Source organism: Winogradskyella sp. 3972H.M.0a.05 (assembly GCF_040493455.1).
Taxonomy (GTDB): Bacteria; Bacteroidota; Bacteroidia; order Flavobacteriales; family Flavobacteriaceae; genus Microcosmobacter.
The window spans coordinates 34,330-51,317 of record NZ_JANFDA010000002.1 but is presented as its reverse complement, the minus strand read 5'-3'; the positions used below and the strand labels follow the sequence as shown (position 1 = coordinate 51,317).

At 35.4% G+C, this 16,988-nt stretch carries 12 protein-coding genes; 8 read left to right on the top strand and 4 right to left on the bottom strand.

The annotated features are described in order from the left end of the window. Positions 1–28 precede the first annotated feature (28 nt). Both dnaK and NCE97_RS03650 read left to right on the top strand, forming a co-directional pair. Positions 29–1,933, top strand: a complete 1,905-nt coding sequence (gene dnaK, locus NCE97_RS03655) for a molecular chaperone DnaK (RefSeq protein ID WP_353777526.1) — start codon at positions 29–31, stop codon at positions 1,931–1,933. A 220-nt stretch (positions 1,934–2,153) separates the two neighbouring features. Continuing rightward, positions 2,154–4,883, top strand: a complete 2,730-nt coding sequence (locus NCE97_RS03650) for a DUF7619 domain-containing protein (protein WP_353777525.1) — start codon at positions 2,154–2,156, stop codon at positions 4,881–4,883. A 105-nt stretch (positions 4,884–4,988) separates the two neighbouring features. Here the strand turns inward: NCE97_RS03650 and NCE97_RS03645 are convergent, their stop codons facing one another. Then, positions 4,989–6,641 carry an HYR domain-containing protein gene (locus tag NCE97_RS03645; RefSeq protein ID WP_353777524.1) on the bottom strand — a complete coding sequence of 551 codons (1,653 nt, stop codon included), beginning with the start codon at positions 6,639–6,641 and terminating at the stop codon, positions 4,989–4,991. Positions 6,642–6,856: 215 nt separating this feature from the next. Here NCE97_RS03645 and NCE97_RS03640 point away from each other — a divergent pair, with 215 nt between their 5' ends. After that, entirely contained in the window at positions 6,857–7,804 is a 948-nt protein-coding gene (locus NCE97_RS03640) for an NAD(P)H-dependent flavin oxidoreductase (RefSeq protein ID WP_353777523.1), read from the top strand. A 133-nt stretch (positions 7,805–7,937) separates the two neighbouring features. Beyond that, complete coding sequence (katG, locus tag NCE97_RS03635; protein ID WP_353777522.1) at positions 7,938–10,136, top strand: catalase/peroxidase HPI; 2,199 nt, start codon at positions 7,938–7,940, stop codon at positions 10,134–10,136. 68 nt (positions 10,137–10,204) lie between these two features. On the opposite strand, the gene NCE97_RS03630 is transcribed toward katG, so the two are convergent. Together NCE97_RS03630 and nhaC are read right to left on the bottom strand one after the other, a co-directional pair. Continuing rightward, entirely contained in the window at positions 10,205–10,843 is a 639-nt protein-coding gene (locus NCE97_RS03630) for a peroxiredoxin (RefSeq protein WP_353777521.1), read from the bottom strand. 106 nt (positions 10,844–10,949) lie between these two features. Next, positions 10,950–12,437, bottom strand: a complete 1,488-nt coding sequence (nhaC, locus tag NCE97_RS03625) for a Na+/H+ antiporter NhaC (RefSeq protein WP_353777520.1) — start codon at positions 12,435–12,437, stop codon at positions 10,950–10,952. 84 nt (positions 12,438–12,521) lie between these two features. Here nhaC and NCE97_RS03620 point away from each other — a divergent pair, with 84 nt between their 5' ends. Beyond that, positions 12,522–13,541, top strand: coding sequence for a metal-dependent hydrolase (locus NCE97_RS03620; RefSeq protein WP_353777518.1), 1,020 nt, complete (start codon positions 12,522–12,524; stop codon positions 13,539–13,541). Here the strand turns inward: NCE97_RS03620 and NCE97_RS03615 are convergent. Next, positions 13,538–14,764, bottom strand: coding sequence for an aminotransferase class I/II-fold pyridoxal phosphate-dependent enzyme (locus NCE97_RS03615; protein ID WP_353777517.1), 1,227 nt, complete (start codon positions 14,762–14,764; stop codon positions 13,538–13,540). The two genes, NCE97_RS03620 and NCE97_RS03615, sit on opposite strands and share 4 nt — an antisense overlap. Before the next feature lie 160 nt (positions 14,765–14,924). On the opposite strand from NCE97_RS03615, the gene NCE97_RS03610 reads away from it, so the two are divergent. From NCE97_RS03610 to NCE97_RS03600, 3 genes are all read left to right on the top strand, one after another. Next, complete coding sequence (locus tag NCE97_RS03610; protein WP_353777516.1) at positions 14,925–15,386, top strand: Lrp/AsnC family transcriptional regulator; 462 nt, start codon at positions 14,925–14,927, stop codon at positions 15,384–15,386. Then, positions 15,386–16,012 carry a CPBP family intramembrane glutamic endopeptidase gene (locus NCE97_RS03605; protein WP_353777515.1) on the top strand — a complete coding sequence of 209 codons (627 nt, stop codon included), beginning with the start codon at positions 15,386–15,388 and terminating at the stop codon, positions 16,010–16,012. Before NCE97_RS03610 ends, NCE97_RS03605 begins: the two co-directional genes overlap by 1 nt. 75 nt (positions 16,013–16,087) lie before the next feature. Then, entirely contained in the window at positions 16,088–16,948 is an 861-nt protein-coding gene (locus tag NCE97_RS03600; RefSeq protein ID WP_353777514.1) for a hypothetical protein, read from the top strand. Positions 16,949–16,988 lie beyond the last annotated feature (40 nt).

Here is a 16,988-nt window from a genome sequence, read left to right as displayed (position 1 = left end):
TGTACAACATAACATTAACAATAATACAATGAGTAAGATTATAGGAATTGACTTAGGAACAACAAACTCTTGCGTTTCTGTAATGGAAGGTAATGAGCCAGTTGTGATCCCTAATGCAGAAGGAAAAAGAACAACACCTTCTGTTATTGCTTTCGTTGAAGGCGGTGAAATCAAGGTTGGTGATCCTGCTAAACGTCAAGCAGTAACCAATCCTACAAAAACTGTATACTCTATAAAACGTTTTATGGGTAATAAGTATTCTGAATCTAAAAAAGAAGCAGAACGTGTACCTTATAAAGTTGTAAAAGGAGATAACGATACACCAAGAGTAGATATCGATGGTCGTTTGTATACACCACAAGAATTATCTGCTATGGTACTTCAAAAAATGAAAAAAACTGCTGAAGATTATTTAGGAGCTTCAGTAAGTGAAGCAGTAATTACTGTACCAGCATACTTTAACGATGCGCAAAGACAAGCAACTAAAGAAGCTGGAGAAATTGCAGGTTTAAAAGTTCGTAGAATTATCAACGAACCAACTGCTGCCGCTTTAGCATATGGTTTGGATAAGAAAGGTACAGACCAAAAGATTGTTGTATTCGATTTTGGTGGTGGTACGCACGATGTATCTATCCTTGAATTAGGAGATGGTGTATTCGAAGTATTATCTACTGATGGTGATACACACTTAGGTGGTGATGATGTAGATGAAAAGATCATCAATTGGTTAGCTGATGAGTTTAATGCCGAAGAAGGTATGGATTTACGTAAAGACCCTATGGCTTTACAGCGTCTTAAAGAAGCTTCAGAAAAAGCGAAGATTGAGTTATCATCTTCTGCGCAAACTGAAATCAACTTACCATATATCACTGCAACAGCTAGTGGGCCTAAGCACTTAGTAAGAACTTTGACTCGTTCTAAGTTTGAGCAATTAATTGACGATTTAGTAAAACGTACGATTGAGCCTTGCCAAACAGCATTAAAAGCTGCTGGATTGTCTACAGGAGATATCGACGAAGTTATTTTAGTTGGTGGTTCTACACGTATTCCTGCTGTACAAGCTGCAGTTGAGAAATTCTTCGGAAAAGCACCAAGTAAAGGTGTAAACCCAGATGAAGTTGTAGCAGTTGGAGCAGGTATCCAAGGAGGTGTATTAACAGGAGATGTGAAAGATGTATTACTTCTAGATGTAACACCATTATCTCTAGGTATCGAAACTATGGGGAATGTAATGACGAAGTTGATTGATGCTAATACAACAATCCCAACTAAGAAATCACAAGTATTCTCTACAGCGGCTGACAATCAGCCTTCAGTAGAAATTCATGTACTGCAAGGAGAGCGTCCAATGGCGGCTGATAACAAAACAATTGGTCGTTTCCATTTAGACGGTATTCCACCAGCACCAAGAGGTGTGCCTCAAATTGAAGTAACATTCGATATTGATGCAAACGGAATTATCAACGTATCTGCAGCAGATAAAGCTACTGGTAAGTCTCAAAATATCAGAATTGAAGCATCTTCTGGATTAACAGATGAAGAAATCGAAAAGATGAAAGCTGAAGCAGAAGCAAATGCAGAAGCAGATGCTAAAGCAAAAGAGACTGCTGACAAACTAAATAGTGCTGACGCAATGATTTTCCAAACGGAAAAACAATTAAGTGAGTTTGGTGATAAATTATCTGATGATAAGAAAAAGCCAATCGAAGATGCACTTGAAGAGTTGAAGAAAGCTTATGAAACTAAAGATGTTTCAGTAATCGATCCAGCTTTAGAGAAAATCAACGAAGCTTGGAAAGTTGCTTCTGAGGAAATGTACAAAGCTCAGCAAGATGCACAAGCTGGAGGAGCTGCTGGACCAGAAGCTAATGCTGGAGGGCAAGCAGAAGAAGGTAGCGATGTTGAAGACGTAGACTTCGAAGAAGTAAAGTAATGACTTGTCATCCTGAACTTGATTCAGGATCTCACTCTCATAAACATAACTAAAAACGCAATCCAATAGGGTTGCGTTTTTTATTTAGTGCTAATTTATGCTGTTAAATATTTGATAATGAAATTTATATACTAATAAATGTAAGATAATTAGTAGTTTAATTAATAAAATCGTGTAGCTTTACGTGACTATTGCTCTCAATTAATAAGAAAAGTTTACTATGAAATTAAAACTACTATTTACTACTATCATATGTTTTAGTTTTCAATTTGGATTTACTCAAATTGTTAATATACCAGATGCAAATTTTAAAAATGCACTGCTTAATAATTCCACAACAATAGATTCTAATAATGATGGTGAAATACAGGAATCAGAAGCACTACAGGTGACTTCTTTATCATTGTCTCATAAAAATATATCGGATTTAACAGGTATAGAAGCCTTTATTAATCTTCAAACATTAAATATTGCCAGTAACCCCATAACAACAATAGATTTAAGTGCTAATGTAGCTTTGACGAATCTGGATGCGTCTTATTGCTCAGCGGATACAATAGATTTATCTAATAATACAGCTCTTCGTTATTTAACTATAGTTGGTGAATTTGGAGAAGAAGGTTCAATTGTAAATCTTAATATTACAGGGCTAACTCTTTTAGAACAACTTCAAGCAGATTACAATCAAATAGCTAGCCTGGACCTAAGTACTAATTCATCACTTCAAAGTGTATACCTAAATAATAATGCATTGACAAGTCTTGATATTAGTAACAATACTGCGTTATACCATTTAGGTGCTGCAGAAAATCAATTATCTAGTATCAATATTAATGGAGCAACAAGTCTCGAAAGCTTGTACTTAGGCTATAATCAGTTTACCGGTTTAGATTTAAGTAGTACAACGCCATTGAAGTTTTTAAGTATAGGAAATAATCAAATTAGTTCAATCAATCTTAGTGGCGCTACAGATTTACTAACGCTATCTGTAAATGATAATGCGATTACTTTGCTAGACATAAGTATGTTAAGCGATTTGACTTCGATTGATATTGATAATAATCAAATCACAAACTTAGACCTTTCGTCAAATACTCTGCTCTACTATTTGTATGCAGATGATAATAATATTTCCTCAATTAATTTAAATGGCGCATCTACTCTAAATTGGATAGAGCTCAATAATAATGCACTTACAAGCATAGATATAAGTAATAATCCAAATGTTGATCAATTGCTTGTATCCAATAATAACCTTACTGAAATTATTGGGCTTCATGATGGCGTAAGGCAGATGGATTTTTCATATAATCAATTTACTGAATTGGATTTCAGTGTACTAACTAACCTATGGAATAACAGTTCAGATGAATTACTCTTTACACACAACCCTAATCTTGTTTATATAAACCTTAAAAACGGGAATAACGAAAATTACGATTGGGGTTTTGTATTGGATAATTTCAATCTAAACAGCTTACCGCTTATAGAAGCTATTTGTGTTGATGATGTTAATTCCTATTTAGCTGACGATATTCAATTTATGACAGATCAGGAGGTTGTATTCACAGAATACTGTTCTTTTACGCCTGGAGGTGAATATTATACAGTAACTGGAAATACTATTTTCGATAGTGATAATAATGGATGTAGCTTGGCAGATATTGATTATTCAAATTTGGCAATGCAGATTACAGACGGATCTTTAAACAGTATGTTTTACAGTACTGATGATGGAGAATATTTTATGCCAATCCAAGAAGGCAATTATACATTGACACCTCAATTAGAGAATCCAGATTATTTTATAGTATCGCCGAATAATGTATCTATTGATTTCCCACAAGATGCAAGTCCAAACGTGCAAGATTTTTGTATAACGCCAAATGGTGTTCACAACGATTTAGAAATTTCTATAATACCTCTGGAAGAAGCTCGACCAGGTTTTGAGACCGATTATAAGATTAGCTACAAAAATAAAGGAAACACAGTGCTATCAGGTAGTGTAGAGTTTGTATTTAATGACGATTACATGGATTTGTTTTCGGTTTCACCAGCAGCAGATAATCAGACGACTGGCAACTTATCATGGGATTATTCAAATCTCTTACCATTTGAATCCAGAGAGATTGACTTTACCATGACATTAAATACACCAGTAGATCCGAACTTTCCACTAAACGGAGGCGACATTTTAAATTATACAGCAACTATAACGCCTTCCGATGTAGACGAAACGCCAAATGATAATACGGCAGTTTTAAATCAGGAAATAGTAAATTCATTCGACCCTAATGATAAAACCTGTTTAGAAGGACAAACGGTTACAATAGATTTAGTGGGAGAGTATGTACATTATCTAATACGATTTGAAAATACAGGTACTGCAAGTGCAATAAATGTAGTTGTTAAAGATGTCATTGATACAACTAAATATGATATATCGTCTTTAGTACCATTAAATGCTAGCCATGATTTTTATACCAGAATTACTAATGAAAATGAAGTAGAATTTATTTTTGAAAACATACAATTACCTTTTGATGACGATCATAATGACGGCTATGTGTTGTTCAAAATAAAAACATTAAATACATTGCTAGTTGGTGATAGTTTTAGTAACAACGCAGAAATTTATTTTGATTTTAACGCACCGATTATTACAAACATGGTAACTACTGAGGTTATAGACCCATTAAGTATAGACGAGTTCAATTTAGATAATTTAATTTCTGTTTATCCAAATCCAGCTAATGATAAAATTTTCTTAGATGTGTCATCTTCGATTTTGATAGAATCTTTTTCATTATATGATTTGCGAGGGAGCAGGTTATTGAACCTAAATCAAAGTCTGGATATAATTGATATAAGCATGCTTCCTTCAGGAATCTATATTTTGAATTTAGAAACAGATAGAGGAGTGATTACCAAGAAACTAATTGTTAGGTAAATAAATAAGGAAATCAAATAAAAAACGCAATCTGAACGATTGCGTTTTTTTATATCTATAAGAATGTTCCTTGATCAGAGTCAAAGAGAACACTCAGGATGAAGATTACTTTTTAATAAATCGTTTTAAAGCAACTCGACCTTCTAGATCTTCAACTTTCATGAAGTAAATTCCTGAAGATAGAATAGACACGTCTATATGTTTTTGAGAATCTATCAATTCAACATCAGAAATTGATTGAAGTATTCTCCCATTTAGGTCTATAATATTCACCGAATTAATACGTATACCATTACTACCTTGTAATGTAATAATAGAATGTGACGGATTTGGAAATACTGATAAACTGCTAGAAAGTGTAAAGTCATCCACACTCAAGTTTTCCTCAACAGTGACATCAAAAGAACAAGTAACAAAGTTGCCAGAGATATCTGTAATTAGAAATGTATTAGTAGTAGTTCCTATTGGGAAAGCACTACCACTTGGCAGTCCTGCTGTTTGTTCTGGTAAGTAATCTAATTCTAGTAAATAACGATAGGTCAGAGTATTATTAACATCATTCCATCCACCAGTAGATTGTATTACAGTATAATCCTCATTTCCTGCATTATTAGGTTCACCAGCGTTCCAGTTGTCATAAGTAGACGTATCACCACTATGCCAAACGAAATTACCTTCAGTGTCAACATCATTAAAGCCTATAAGTATATTACCTGCAGCACCAATAGAAGCTATTGCACTGTTCAACTGCGTGTTTTCAGAATCATTTCTAATAGTACCAACAAATCCGCCTTGAGCTAATGCATCAGTAAAAGCATCTTGAGGAGTAAAGGCAGCATCAGATAAATAATAAGCTTTGTTATTAATATTAGCTAGAGGTGTAAATCCAGTGAGAGGATTAATAAGATCACAATTATCAGTTGGACTTAAACTGTAGTTAACAACTGCGTCCATGTCTCCAGGGTTTGCAGCCATTTGAGTGATATCACTTGGACAACCACCAACAGGAGTTTCAATATCAGTTACGGTCACAGTAAAGCTACAGCTTACAGTATTAGCATCACTATCTGTAGCGCTTGCAAAAACTTCAGTAACTCCAACTGGGAATAATTCTCCAGAAGCAAGACCAGAAGTAATTACAGGCGTTAAAGCACCATCTTCAGCATCATTCGCTGTTATTGAATAATTTACTATTGCGCCACATTCTCCAGGATCGTTATCAACACTAATATTTGCTGGGCAATCAATGGTTGGAGCAGTACCAATGGTTTCAAAAAGCTGTACATCTGCAATCTGATTTATAGTACTTGCAGCACACGTACCTGTAAAGTTTACCCTATAGTATGTATAGGACGTTGAATTAGCAAACGAGAATGTTCTTGAGAAAAAACGATCAGATATACAAGGGATACTTCCAGTAGCAATACTGGTATAATCAGTACCGTTATTAGATCCAAATATCTCATAGTCCGTAGGGTCTCGTTCTGGAGCATCATTGGCTGTGACAATTTCAATGGCTACAGCAATTTTAGGATCTCCAAGTAAATCTACCTCAAACCCAATACCATCAAAAGCATTGAAGTCTAAGAATTTAGTAGCAGAATTTTGATCGATTACATTTTGAACCCCTTCACCACCTGGTGAATTAACACTTCCAAAACCCACTGCAGTATGTATTGAGTCGTCAAAGATACCTTGGGCAAAAGTTAGCACTATACTAAACAAAAATAGTATAGAAAAAAGTAGTTTTTTTCTCATATTTGGTTGATTGAGTTAAACAAAAGATGTCTTAAAGTTAGGGCAATGCGCTCAAGATTTCAAACTATTGATTGTGTTTTTATAATATGTATTTCTTTTTAGAGCATACAATTAGCATGAAGAGAGAATAGGTTATTATGCACGCATAATAAATTTAATTATATTTGTTGAATCAATTTCAGGTTGAGACTAGTTGAAACCTAATTCGAAAATCTATGCAAACTAAACTAACCGAACTTCTCAATATTAAATACCCAATTATCCAGGCACCAATGTTCTTGGTATCTAATGTTGCTATGGTAACCGAAGCCATGAAATCTGGTATTGCTGGCTGTATTCCTGCACTAAACTATAGAACATTACCTGAATTAAGATCTGCTATTCAAGAGCTTAAAAAGAGTAAAGTAGAAGGAGGTTCGTTCGGTTTTAATTTGATTGTCAACAAATCTAATATTAAGTATAAGGGACAATTAGAAGTGTTATGCGAAGAAGGTTGCGATTTTATCATTACCTCATTAGGAAGTCCAGAAGAAACTATTAGACAAGCACATAAAGCTGGTATAAAAGTCTTTTGTGATGTTACAGACCTTAAGTTTGCAAAGAAGGTTGAAGACCTTGGAGCAGATGCAATTATTGCAGTTAATAATGAAGCAGGAGGACATAGAGGAAATTTATCTCCTGAAGATTTAATTAAAACATTAAATGAGCATTGTAGCATTCCTGTGATTTCAGCTGGAGGTGTAGGCTGTAAGGCGGATATAGATGAAATGCTGGGCTATGGCGCTGAAGGCGTTTCTGTAGGAAGCCCTTTTATAGCATCAGAAGAAGCTAATGTAACACAAGAGTATAAACAGGCTTGTGTCGATTATGGCGCAGATGATATTGTCGTAACTGAACGTATTTCTGGTACACCATGTACAGTTATTAATACACCTTATGTTCAAAAAATAGGAACACGTTCTCCTTGGATAGAGCGATTATTAAATAAGAATCGTAAACTCAAAAAATGGGTAAAGATGATTCGCTTTTCAATAGGTATGAAAGCCACAGAAAGAGCAGCAAAAAAAGCGACCTATAAAACGGTTTGGGTAGCAGGTCCTAGTATAGAACATACCAATGCTATTTTACCAGTAAAAGCAATTGTTGTTAATTTGGTTGAATAGTTAAAAATTATACAAAACTTCACTCACTATAAATTTTATCTATTAAAATATAAGTTTAAAATATTTCTTCGCTGTGTACTAAGTGCATAATTCAGTAACTTTAAGCAATCAATTAAACTTAAAAATTTAGTACATGGAACATAATGGCAATGGGGACATCAGTAAATGTCCTTTCCACAGTGGAGCCCAGAAAAAAGCTGCTGGTGGAGGCACAAGTAATCGCGACTGGTGGCCAAATGAATTAAAGCTTAACATTCTTAGACAACATGCTACAAAATCTGACCCAATGGGTGAAGGTTTTGACTACGCAAAAGCATTCAACAGTATTAATTATAACGAATTAAAGAAAGACCTTGTGGATCTTATGACAGATTCTCAAGATTGGTGGCCAGCTGATTATGGTCATTACGGAGGACTAATGATTCGTATGGCTTGGCATAGTGCAGGAACCTATAGAGTAGGTGATGGACGTGGTGGTGCTGGAACTGGAACACATCGTTTTGCACCTTTAAATAGTTGGCCAGATAATGGAAACTTAGATAAAGCCAGACTATTGCTTTGGCCAATAAAAAAGAAATATGGTAATAAGATCTCTTGGGCAGATTTAATGATTCTCGCAGGAAACTGTGCTTTAGAATCTATGGGCTTTAAGACTTTTGGATTTGCAGGAGGACGCGAGGATGTTTGGGAACCAGAGCAAGATGTGTATTGGGGTTCAGAGACAGGTTGGTTAGATAATGATGATCGTTATGATACTAGTGATGGTGATTTAGAAGGACATCTTGGAGCAGTACATATGGGACTTATTTATGTAAATCCAGAAGGACCAAATGGAAATCCAGATCCTTTAAAATCTGCACACGATATTAAAATCACATTTGGACGTATGGCAATGAATGATGAAGAAACTGTTGCTTTGGTTGCTGGGGGACATACTTTTGGAAAAGCGCATGGTGCAGCAGATCCAGATAAATATGTTGGTGTGGAACCGCATGGTGCCTCAATAGAAGAAATGAGTACAGGATGGAAGAACACATATCAATCTGGTGTATTAGACGATGCCATTACAAGTGGACTTGAAGGAGCCTGGACACCAAACCCAATTCAGTGGGATCATGACTATTTTGATGTGCTTTTAAATTATGATTGGGAATTAACTAAGAGTCCAGCGGGAGCCCACCAATGGACACCAACTGCAGATTCGAATGCGAGAATGGCTCCTAAAGCTGGAGATCCTAATGGAAAGCAGGCATTAATGATGTCTACTGCAGATATGGCACTTAAAATGGATCCAACGTACAGAGAAATATCTGAACGTTTCCACAAAGATCACGCAGCATTTGAAGACGCTTTTGCTCGTGCTTGGTATAAATTAACGCACAGAGACATGGGGCCTATAGATAGATACTTAGGTCCGGAAGTACCACAAGAAGAATTATTATGGCAAGATCCAATTCCAAAAGTAAGCTACTCACTTAGTGATGGTGATATTGATGCGTTAAAGAAGATGATTTTAGCATCTGGACTTTCAATATCTCAATTGGTAAGCACTGCTTGGGCTTCAGCCTCAACATTTAGAGGTTCTGATATGCGAGGTGGTGCAAATGGAGCGCGTATTCGTTTAGAGCCGCAAAGAAGTTGGGAAGTGAATAACCCAACAGAATTAAATAAAGTATTGACAGTTCTAGAAGGCATTCAAGCAGATTTTAGTGGAACGATTTCTATGGCAGATTTAATTGTTTTAGCTGGAAATGCTGCCGTTGAAGAAGCCGCTAGAAATGCTGGACGCAATGTTTCAGTACCATTTACCCAAGGTAGAGGAGATGCTTCACAAGAACAAACAGATATTGAGTCTTTCAACTACTTGAAGCCTATTGCTGATGGCTTTAGAAATTATATGAAATCAGGACTTAATGTAGCTGCTGAAGATACATTAGTCGACCGTGCAAACTTATTGACACTATCTATTCCAGAAATGACTGCATTGGTTGGAGGGTTACGTGTATTGGGAGCAAACTATGATGGTTCAAATCATGGAGTCTTTACAGATAATGTAGGACATCTTACTAATGATTTCTTTAGTAATATTCTAGACTTTACTTATACATGGAGCGCAGCTAATAATGATGATACGTTATTTGAAGGTAGAGATAGACGAACTGGAAATGTGAAGTTTACTGGAACAAGAGCTGATCTTATTTTTGGTTCTAATACTGAATTAAGAGCTGTTGCAGAAGTTTATGGAGCAGACGATGGTGAAGATCGTTTTGTCAATGACTTTGTTGCAGCTTGGGCTAAAGTGATGAATTTAGATCGATATGATTTAAAATAATTGATAATTGATTGAAATAAAAAAGCCTGCTCAAATAAGCAGGCTTTTTTATTGGAGAACTAATAGGATTAGTTCATATGCTTTTCTAAGAATTCAGCAACACCTTCATGAGTTGCTTGCATTCCAGTTTTTCCTTTGTTCCAGTTTGCAGGACAAACTTCACCATTTTCTTCAACGAATTGTAAAGCGTCAACCATTCTTAAAGCTTCATCAACATTTCTTCCAAGAGGAAGATCGTTTACGATTTGATGACGTACTACACCTTCTTTGTCAATTAAGAATAAACCTCTATACGCTACTAATTCACCTGTAGCTTGAAGCATATCATTTTCATCGAAATAGTAATCACCAGCTAAAACATCGTAGTTTTTTGCGATGGTTTTGTTAGTGTCGGCAACTAATGGATATGTAATTCCTTTGATACCACCTTTATTCTTTTCTAATTGTAACCAACCAAAGTGAGACTGCTCAGTATCTGTTGATACAGCGATTACCTCTGTGTTTCTAGTTTTAAACTCTTCAAGTTTTTCTTGAAACGCATGTAATTCTGTAGGACAAACAAACGTGAAATCTTTTGGGTAAAAGAATAACACTACATGCTTGTCTCCTGTGAATTGTTCAAGAGAAAAGTTTTCTACAAACTCACCACCATTTACTACTGCTTGAGCACTAAATTGAGGTGCTTTTTTTCCGACTAATACTGCCATATTTTTAATTTATATTGTTAGAATATTTTTTTAATTGGGCGCAAATATAGACATCACCCAGTTAATGGCAATGAAGAATTATCTCTAAAATTTATGAAGTTATTGACTAAGCCAATTTACCTTGAAGTTGTCTGATTTTTATTCTGAAAGCAGCAAATAAAAGTGTTGTAAACGGACTTAACCAATTGAAAATTGCATAGAAGAAATACTCAGCTACACCAACCCCTAAAACTCCAGACTGGTAAGCTCCACAAGTATTCCATGGAATGAGTACTGAAGTCACAGTTCCCGAATCTTCAAGTGTTCTGCTCAAGTTTTCAGGTGCTAAGCCTCTATCTTCATAGGCCTTCTTGAACATTTTTCCAGGAACTACAATTGCTAAATATTGATCTGATGCAGTAACATTCAAAGCTAAGCAACTTGCGACTGTGCTTGCAAATAATCCGAAGACAGATTTTGCCATCTTCAATAATGATTTGGTGATTCTAGCTAAAGCTCCAATAGCATCCATGACACCGCCAAATACCATTGCACAGACAATAAGCCAAACAGTATTTAACATTCCGAACATTCCTTTAGCTTTAAATAGTTTTTCATAAGCTTCAGGCGATTCTAACTTTGTTTCAATAGTTATAGCATTTATGATAGCCTGATAAGATGATTTAAAATCAACAACATCTGAACCTGATACTGCCTTAATAATTTCTGGTTGAAAAATAATTGCAAAAACACCACCTAACATAGTTCCAATAAATAATGCGACTAGTGGACGTACTTTTTTTACGATTAAGACAACAACAACAAGAGGAACTATAAAAATTAATGGCGAAGTATTGAATTTTGAACTTATCAGATTTGTAATTTCTGAAGTATCAGTACTCCCTACAGTAGTTTGCGTGAAACCAATAATGATAAAAACGATTAGTGTAACTATAATTGTTGGCACGGTAGTGAAAGCCATGTATCTGATATGCGTAAATAAATCTGTTCCGGCCATTGCTGGAGCGAGATTGGTCGTGTCACTAAGTGGAGACATTTTATCACCAAAATATGCACCAGATAACACTGCTCCAGCCGTCATTCCTAATGAAATACCAAGTGCATCTCCAATACCAACTAAAGCAATACCTACAGTAGCTGAAGTAGTCCAAGAACTACCGGTTGCTATAGAAATGACAGCGCAAATAATTACGCATGCTCCCAGAAATATAGACGGATTTAATATTTGTATTCCATAATAAATCATAGTCGGTATAACACCACTTATTAACCAAGTTCCAGCAAGAGCTCCAACCATTAGCAAAATCAAAAGCGCACTAGTTGTTGATCTTACATTTTCTGCTACTTCTTCTAGCATTCTCTTATAGGACACTTTGTTTCTAAAGCCTACAATTGCTGCAACAGCAGCGGCAAAAATCAAGGCAAATTGATTTGGACCTTCAATTGAATAATCTCCAAATGCTACAAGAACATTGTATGCCAAAAGACCTACTAATACAACAAGAGGGATTAGAGCTTCCCATATATTCAACTCTTTGTTGTCTATGATTTTTTGATCATCTACTTTAATTTCAGAAATATTATCGTCTTGCATTGCTTAGAAATTTTGTTTTGTAATGTTACGATTTTGTTAATCGATTTGCAAATCGATTTAGTTCCGTAATTTTGCCAATCGTTTATGGATTCAATTACACAGATCGTTTTAGGTGCTGCTTGTGGAGAAGCTGTACTAGGAAAGAAGATAGGAAATAAAGCCCTATTGTTTGGTGCTATTGGTGGTACAATTCCAGATTTAGATGTTTTTACATCGCGTTGGCTATATGGAAATGAAATAGACATCATGGCTGCGCACAGAGGGTTTAGCCATTCTATTGTGTTTTCTATTCTTGGAGCCTATCTCTTTGGTTGGCTGGTCCATAAGTTATACGATAGAGGTAAAGCGCAATGGACAACTTCACGATCCGATTGGATAAAACTATTTTTCTGGTCATTGTTTACGCATATCGTTTTAGATGCCTTTACACCTTATGGTACGCAGTGGTTCTTACCGTTTTCAGAATATAGAGTAGCGTTCAACAATATTTCTGTAGCCGACCCTTTTTATACGGTACCATTTTTACTGTTGATGATCGTCATGATGTTTTTTCGACGAACTTCTAAACGACGAAAACTATGGTTCAAACTGGCAGTTGGCGTGAGTTCAGCCTATATGCTATTCACAATCGGGAATAAATTTTATGTAGATTCAGTATTTAAATCTTCACTAAAAGGGAAGAATATAGACTTCAAGCGATTCAGTACACAACCCACAATACTAAATAATATTTTGTGGTATGGCATTGCTGAAACTGAAACGGATTATCGTGTTGGATTTTACTCGCTTCTAGATTCGGAACGCCAGTTTTCCAACTGGCAAACGCTAGAAAAAAACCATGAGTTGTTACCTAAAACCATTCAGGATATGAAAACTCTAGACTGGTTTAGCAATGGATATTATAATTTATCCAAGCAAGAAGGTGACACTATTCGCTTTAACGATTTAAGATATCCTTTGCTTAATGCCGATGATCCAAATTCTTCTGTCTTCTCTCTGTATCTATATAAAAAAGGCGACCGTTATGACATGGCAGACTTTGAGCCAGCCCCACCAAAAGAAGGCGATTTACAATTATTTATAGACAGAATTAAAGGAAACTAAACAAGCACTTCTTCTTTTACTGAACTAAGAATATCGAGTTCTTCCATACAAGTTCTCATCATTTCGTAAGTACGTTGGACATCAGCATCGAGTCCAATTGAGAAACGAATTAGTCCATCGCTAAGTCCCATTTCTATTTGCTCATCTTCTGGAATCTCAGATGATGTAGAACTACCAGGAGCAGAGAATAATGTTTTATAGAATCCTAGACTCACAGCCAAATAACCAAGGTTACGTTCTTGCATTAATTCCATAAGCTCATTGGCCTTTTCTAGAGAACCAACATCGATAGTCAACATGCCTCCAAAACCATATTGAGGATTCATCATCGATTTGAATAACTCATGCGATGGGTGAGAAGCTAGACCAGGATAAACTGTTTTTAATCCGTCTTCTTCAAAACGTTCAGCCAAGAACATGGCATTCTTGCTGTGTTGTTGCATACGGATATGTAAGGTTCTTAAGTTCTTCAAGATGGAAGCAGATCTGAAGCTATCCATTGTAGAGCCAAGAAGCATTGAAGCACCATCATTGACATTTCGCAACTGATCAATAAATTCTTGAGTACCACAAATAACACCACCTACAGTGTCAGAAGATCCGTTTATAAACTTCGTTAAACTATGAATTACAACATCAGCACCAAGCTTTGCAGGTGAAATTGATAATGGCGAGAAGGTATTGTCCACAACTAATTTTAAATTGTGACGCTTAGCGATTTCTGCTAGTCCTTCGATGTCTGCAACTTCTAAAAGTGGATTGCTAACAGATTCACAATACAAGACCTTAGTGTTTTCAGTAATTGACGCTTCAACAACATCTAACTTTGTAATATCTACAAATGATGTATCTACACCCAATCGTGGTGCAAAGTTCTTTAAGAAGGCATAGGTTCCGCCATATATAGTTCTGCTACTTACAATATGGTCACCAGTTTGGCAAAGTTGTAATAAAACTGGAGTTATTGCTCCCATTCCAGATGCTGCAACATTTGCAGTTTCTGTACCTTCCATAGCAGCAAGGGCTTCACCTAAATATAAGTTTGAAGGGGATGTATGTCTAGAATATAAATAACAACCATCTGCATTACCTTCGAACGTGTCGAACATAGTTTTTGCAGATAAAAAAGTATATGTAGATGAGTCTGAAATTGAAGGATTTACACCTCCGAATTCTCCAAAATATTGAAGATCTTGAATGTTATTTGCAGGTTTGAAAGCCATGGTGTTGAGTTTTGATGATTACTGCAAAAATTACTCTTATTAGATTAATTATCAATACAAATCAATTATTTAAGAAAATAAATCTAAATTTGTGATTTATTGTAGATTATTTTTAATTCGGTATTGAGCTTGAATTCTATGAAACCGAAAATTTTTCACCATGGATTTAGATGTAATTGACAAACAACTTTTAAAGCTTTTACAAAGCGATAGTAAGCAGACCAATAAAGAACTTTCAGGTAAACTCAACTTATCGGTAACAGCAGTTTATGAACGCATCAAAAAGTTAGAACGCGAAGGTATTATTGATCATTACGCTGCATTAGTCAATAAAGAAGTTGTAGGTCAAGATTTTGTTGCATTCTGTCACATCAAATTAATACAACATTCAAAAGAGTTTGTCACCAAATTTGAACGCGAAATTACTAAATTGCAGGAGGTATTAGAGTGCTATCATGTGAGTGGAGATTACGATTATATTCTCAAAGTCGTGGTTGAAGATATGGAGACCTATAGAGAGTTTATGGTAAATAAACTTACTGCAATAAGTCATATCGGAAGTACTCATACCACATTTGTAATTAATGAAGTAAAACATACAACTGTAATTCCTATTGCTTAATGAAAAGTGTGTCCTATAAACTTGTCGAATTTTTCATAATCTTTGTTGTATTACCAGTGAGTTTTGCAATCAATTATCCGATCTGGATAAAGGGCACCATAGGCTTAGTTGGGTTTATATATATTATCGTTGTATTGCTCCGAATAGAAAAGAATAAATTCAAGATTGCACCAAATCTAAATTGGAAAGCATTTTGGAAACGTACCTTTTTACACTTACTCATTATTGCAGCTATAACAACAACTTATGTTTGGTTTACTGACAAGTCTCAATTGTTTAATGTAATGCTCAGTAACTCTAAACTATGGTTATTTATTCTGTTTTTCTATAGTCTGTTTTCGGTATATCCACAAGAATTGATTTACAGAACGTTTTTCTTTCAACGATACGAATCCTTATTCAAAAATCAATGGGTATTCATTATAGTCAATGCAGCGTTGTTTTCTCTAGCTCATATTTTCTTTAGAAATACTTTAGTGATGTTCCTAACATTCATTGGAGGCATCTTATTCGCCTTGACCTATAAAACCACAAAATCTACTCTGTTAGTCTCTATAGAGCACGCTATTTATGGTTGTTGGTTGTTTACCGTGGGGATGGGAAATATGCTAGGATTTCCTTCTTAAAGTTTAACATAATCCTTTGTTAAACATCTGTTTAGTCTAATCAATATTAAATACCTTGATAGAAAATAACCAATCATGGAATCAAATTCAATATCAAGAAGAGCTGCTGTAAAAAGTTCAGTATTCGGACTATTGGCAGTGTCAATACCTAGTATTTCTTATTCAAAATCTATTTTCAGTTTAGAAAATTCAAACTTCAAAAATGACAAACTATTTTATCGCTATCCATCTATTGATGATGAGATTGTCAATGAAGTAGTGGGTAAATCTCATTTCGATTTAGATACAGTAAAATCTCTAGTTGACAAACGACCAGAATTAGCAAGAGCTACATGGGACTGGAGTTTTGGTGATTGGGAATCAGCAATTGGAGCGGCTGCTCATGTTGGTAGGAGGGATATAGTAAACTACTTGTTGAGCAAAGGCGCAAGACCAAACATTTTTACTTTGGCAACGCTTGGTGCTTATACAGCAGTTAAATCAATGATTGAAGCAATACCAGATATACAAAAAACAGAAGGGCCACACGGGATTAGTTTATTACAACATGCTAAGGCTGGGTTACGTATGAAAGATGCTATGACTGCTAAAGAAATTAAAAACTCGGAAATGCTCGTGGACTATTTAAACGGATTAGGGAATGCTGGCCCCAAGAAATATGAAGCCTTAAAAGAAGAGGAAAAAGAGAAGTACTTGGGTGATTACAGGTATGGAGAAGGAGAGAATGATGGATTCTCTGTGAAATTGAATATGCGAAAAATGATTTCTTTAGGAAAGCTCGGCAAGTTTGGAGGAGGTTTAAACAAGATTGGAGAGCATAAGTTTTTATATAATGGTGTGTCATCTGTTACGGTTACCTTTCAGGTTGAAAACAATATTGTTAAATCACTTACAGTTGAGGAGCCAGACCTCATTCTAACCGCAAAAAAAGTGTAGAAATTACCTCAATATTAAGAGTTTCAAATTACCATTGTCT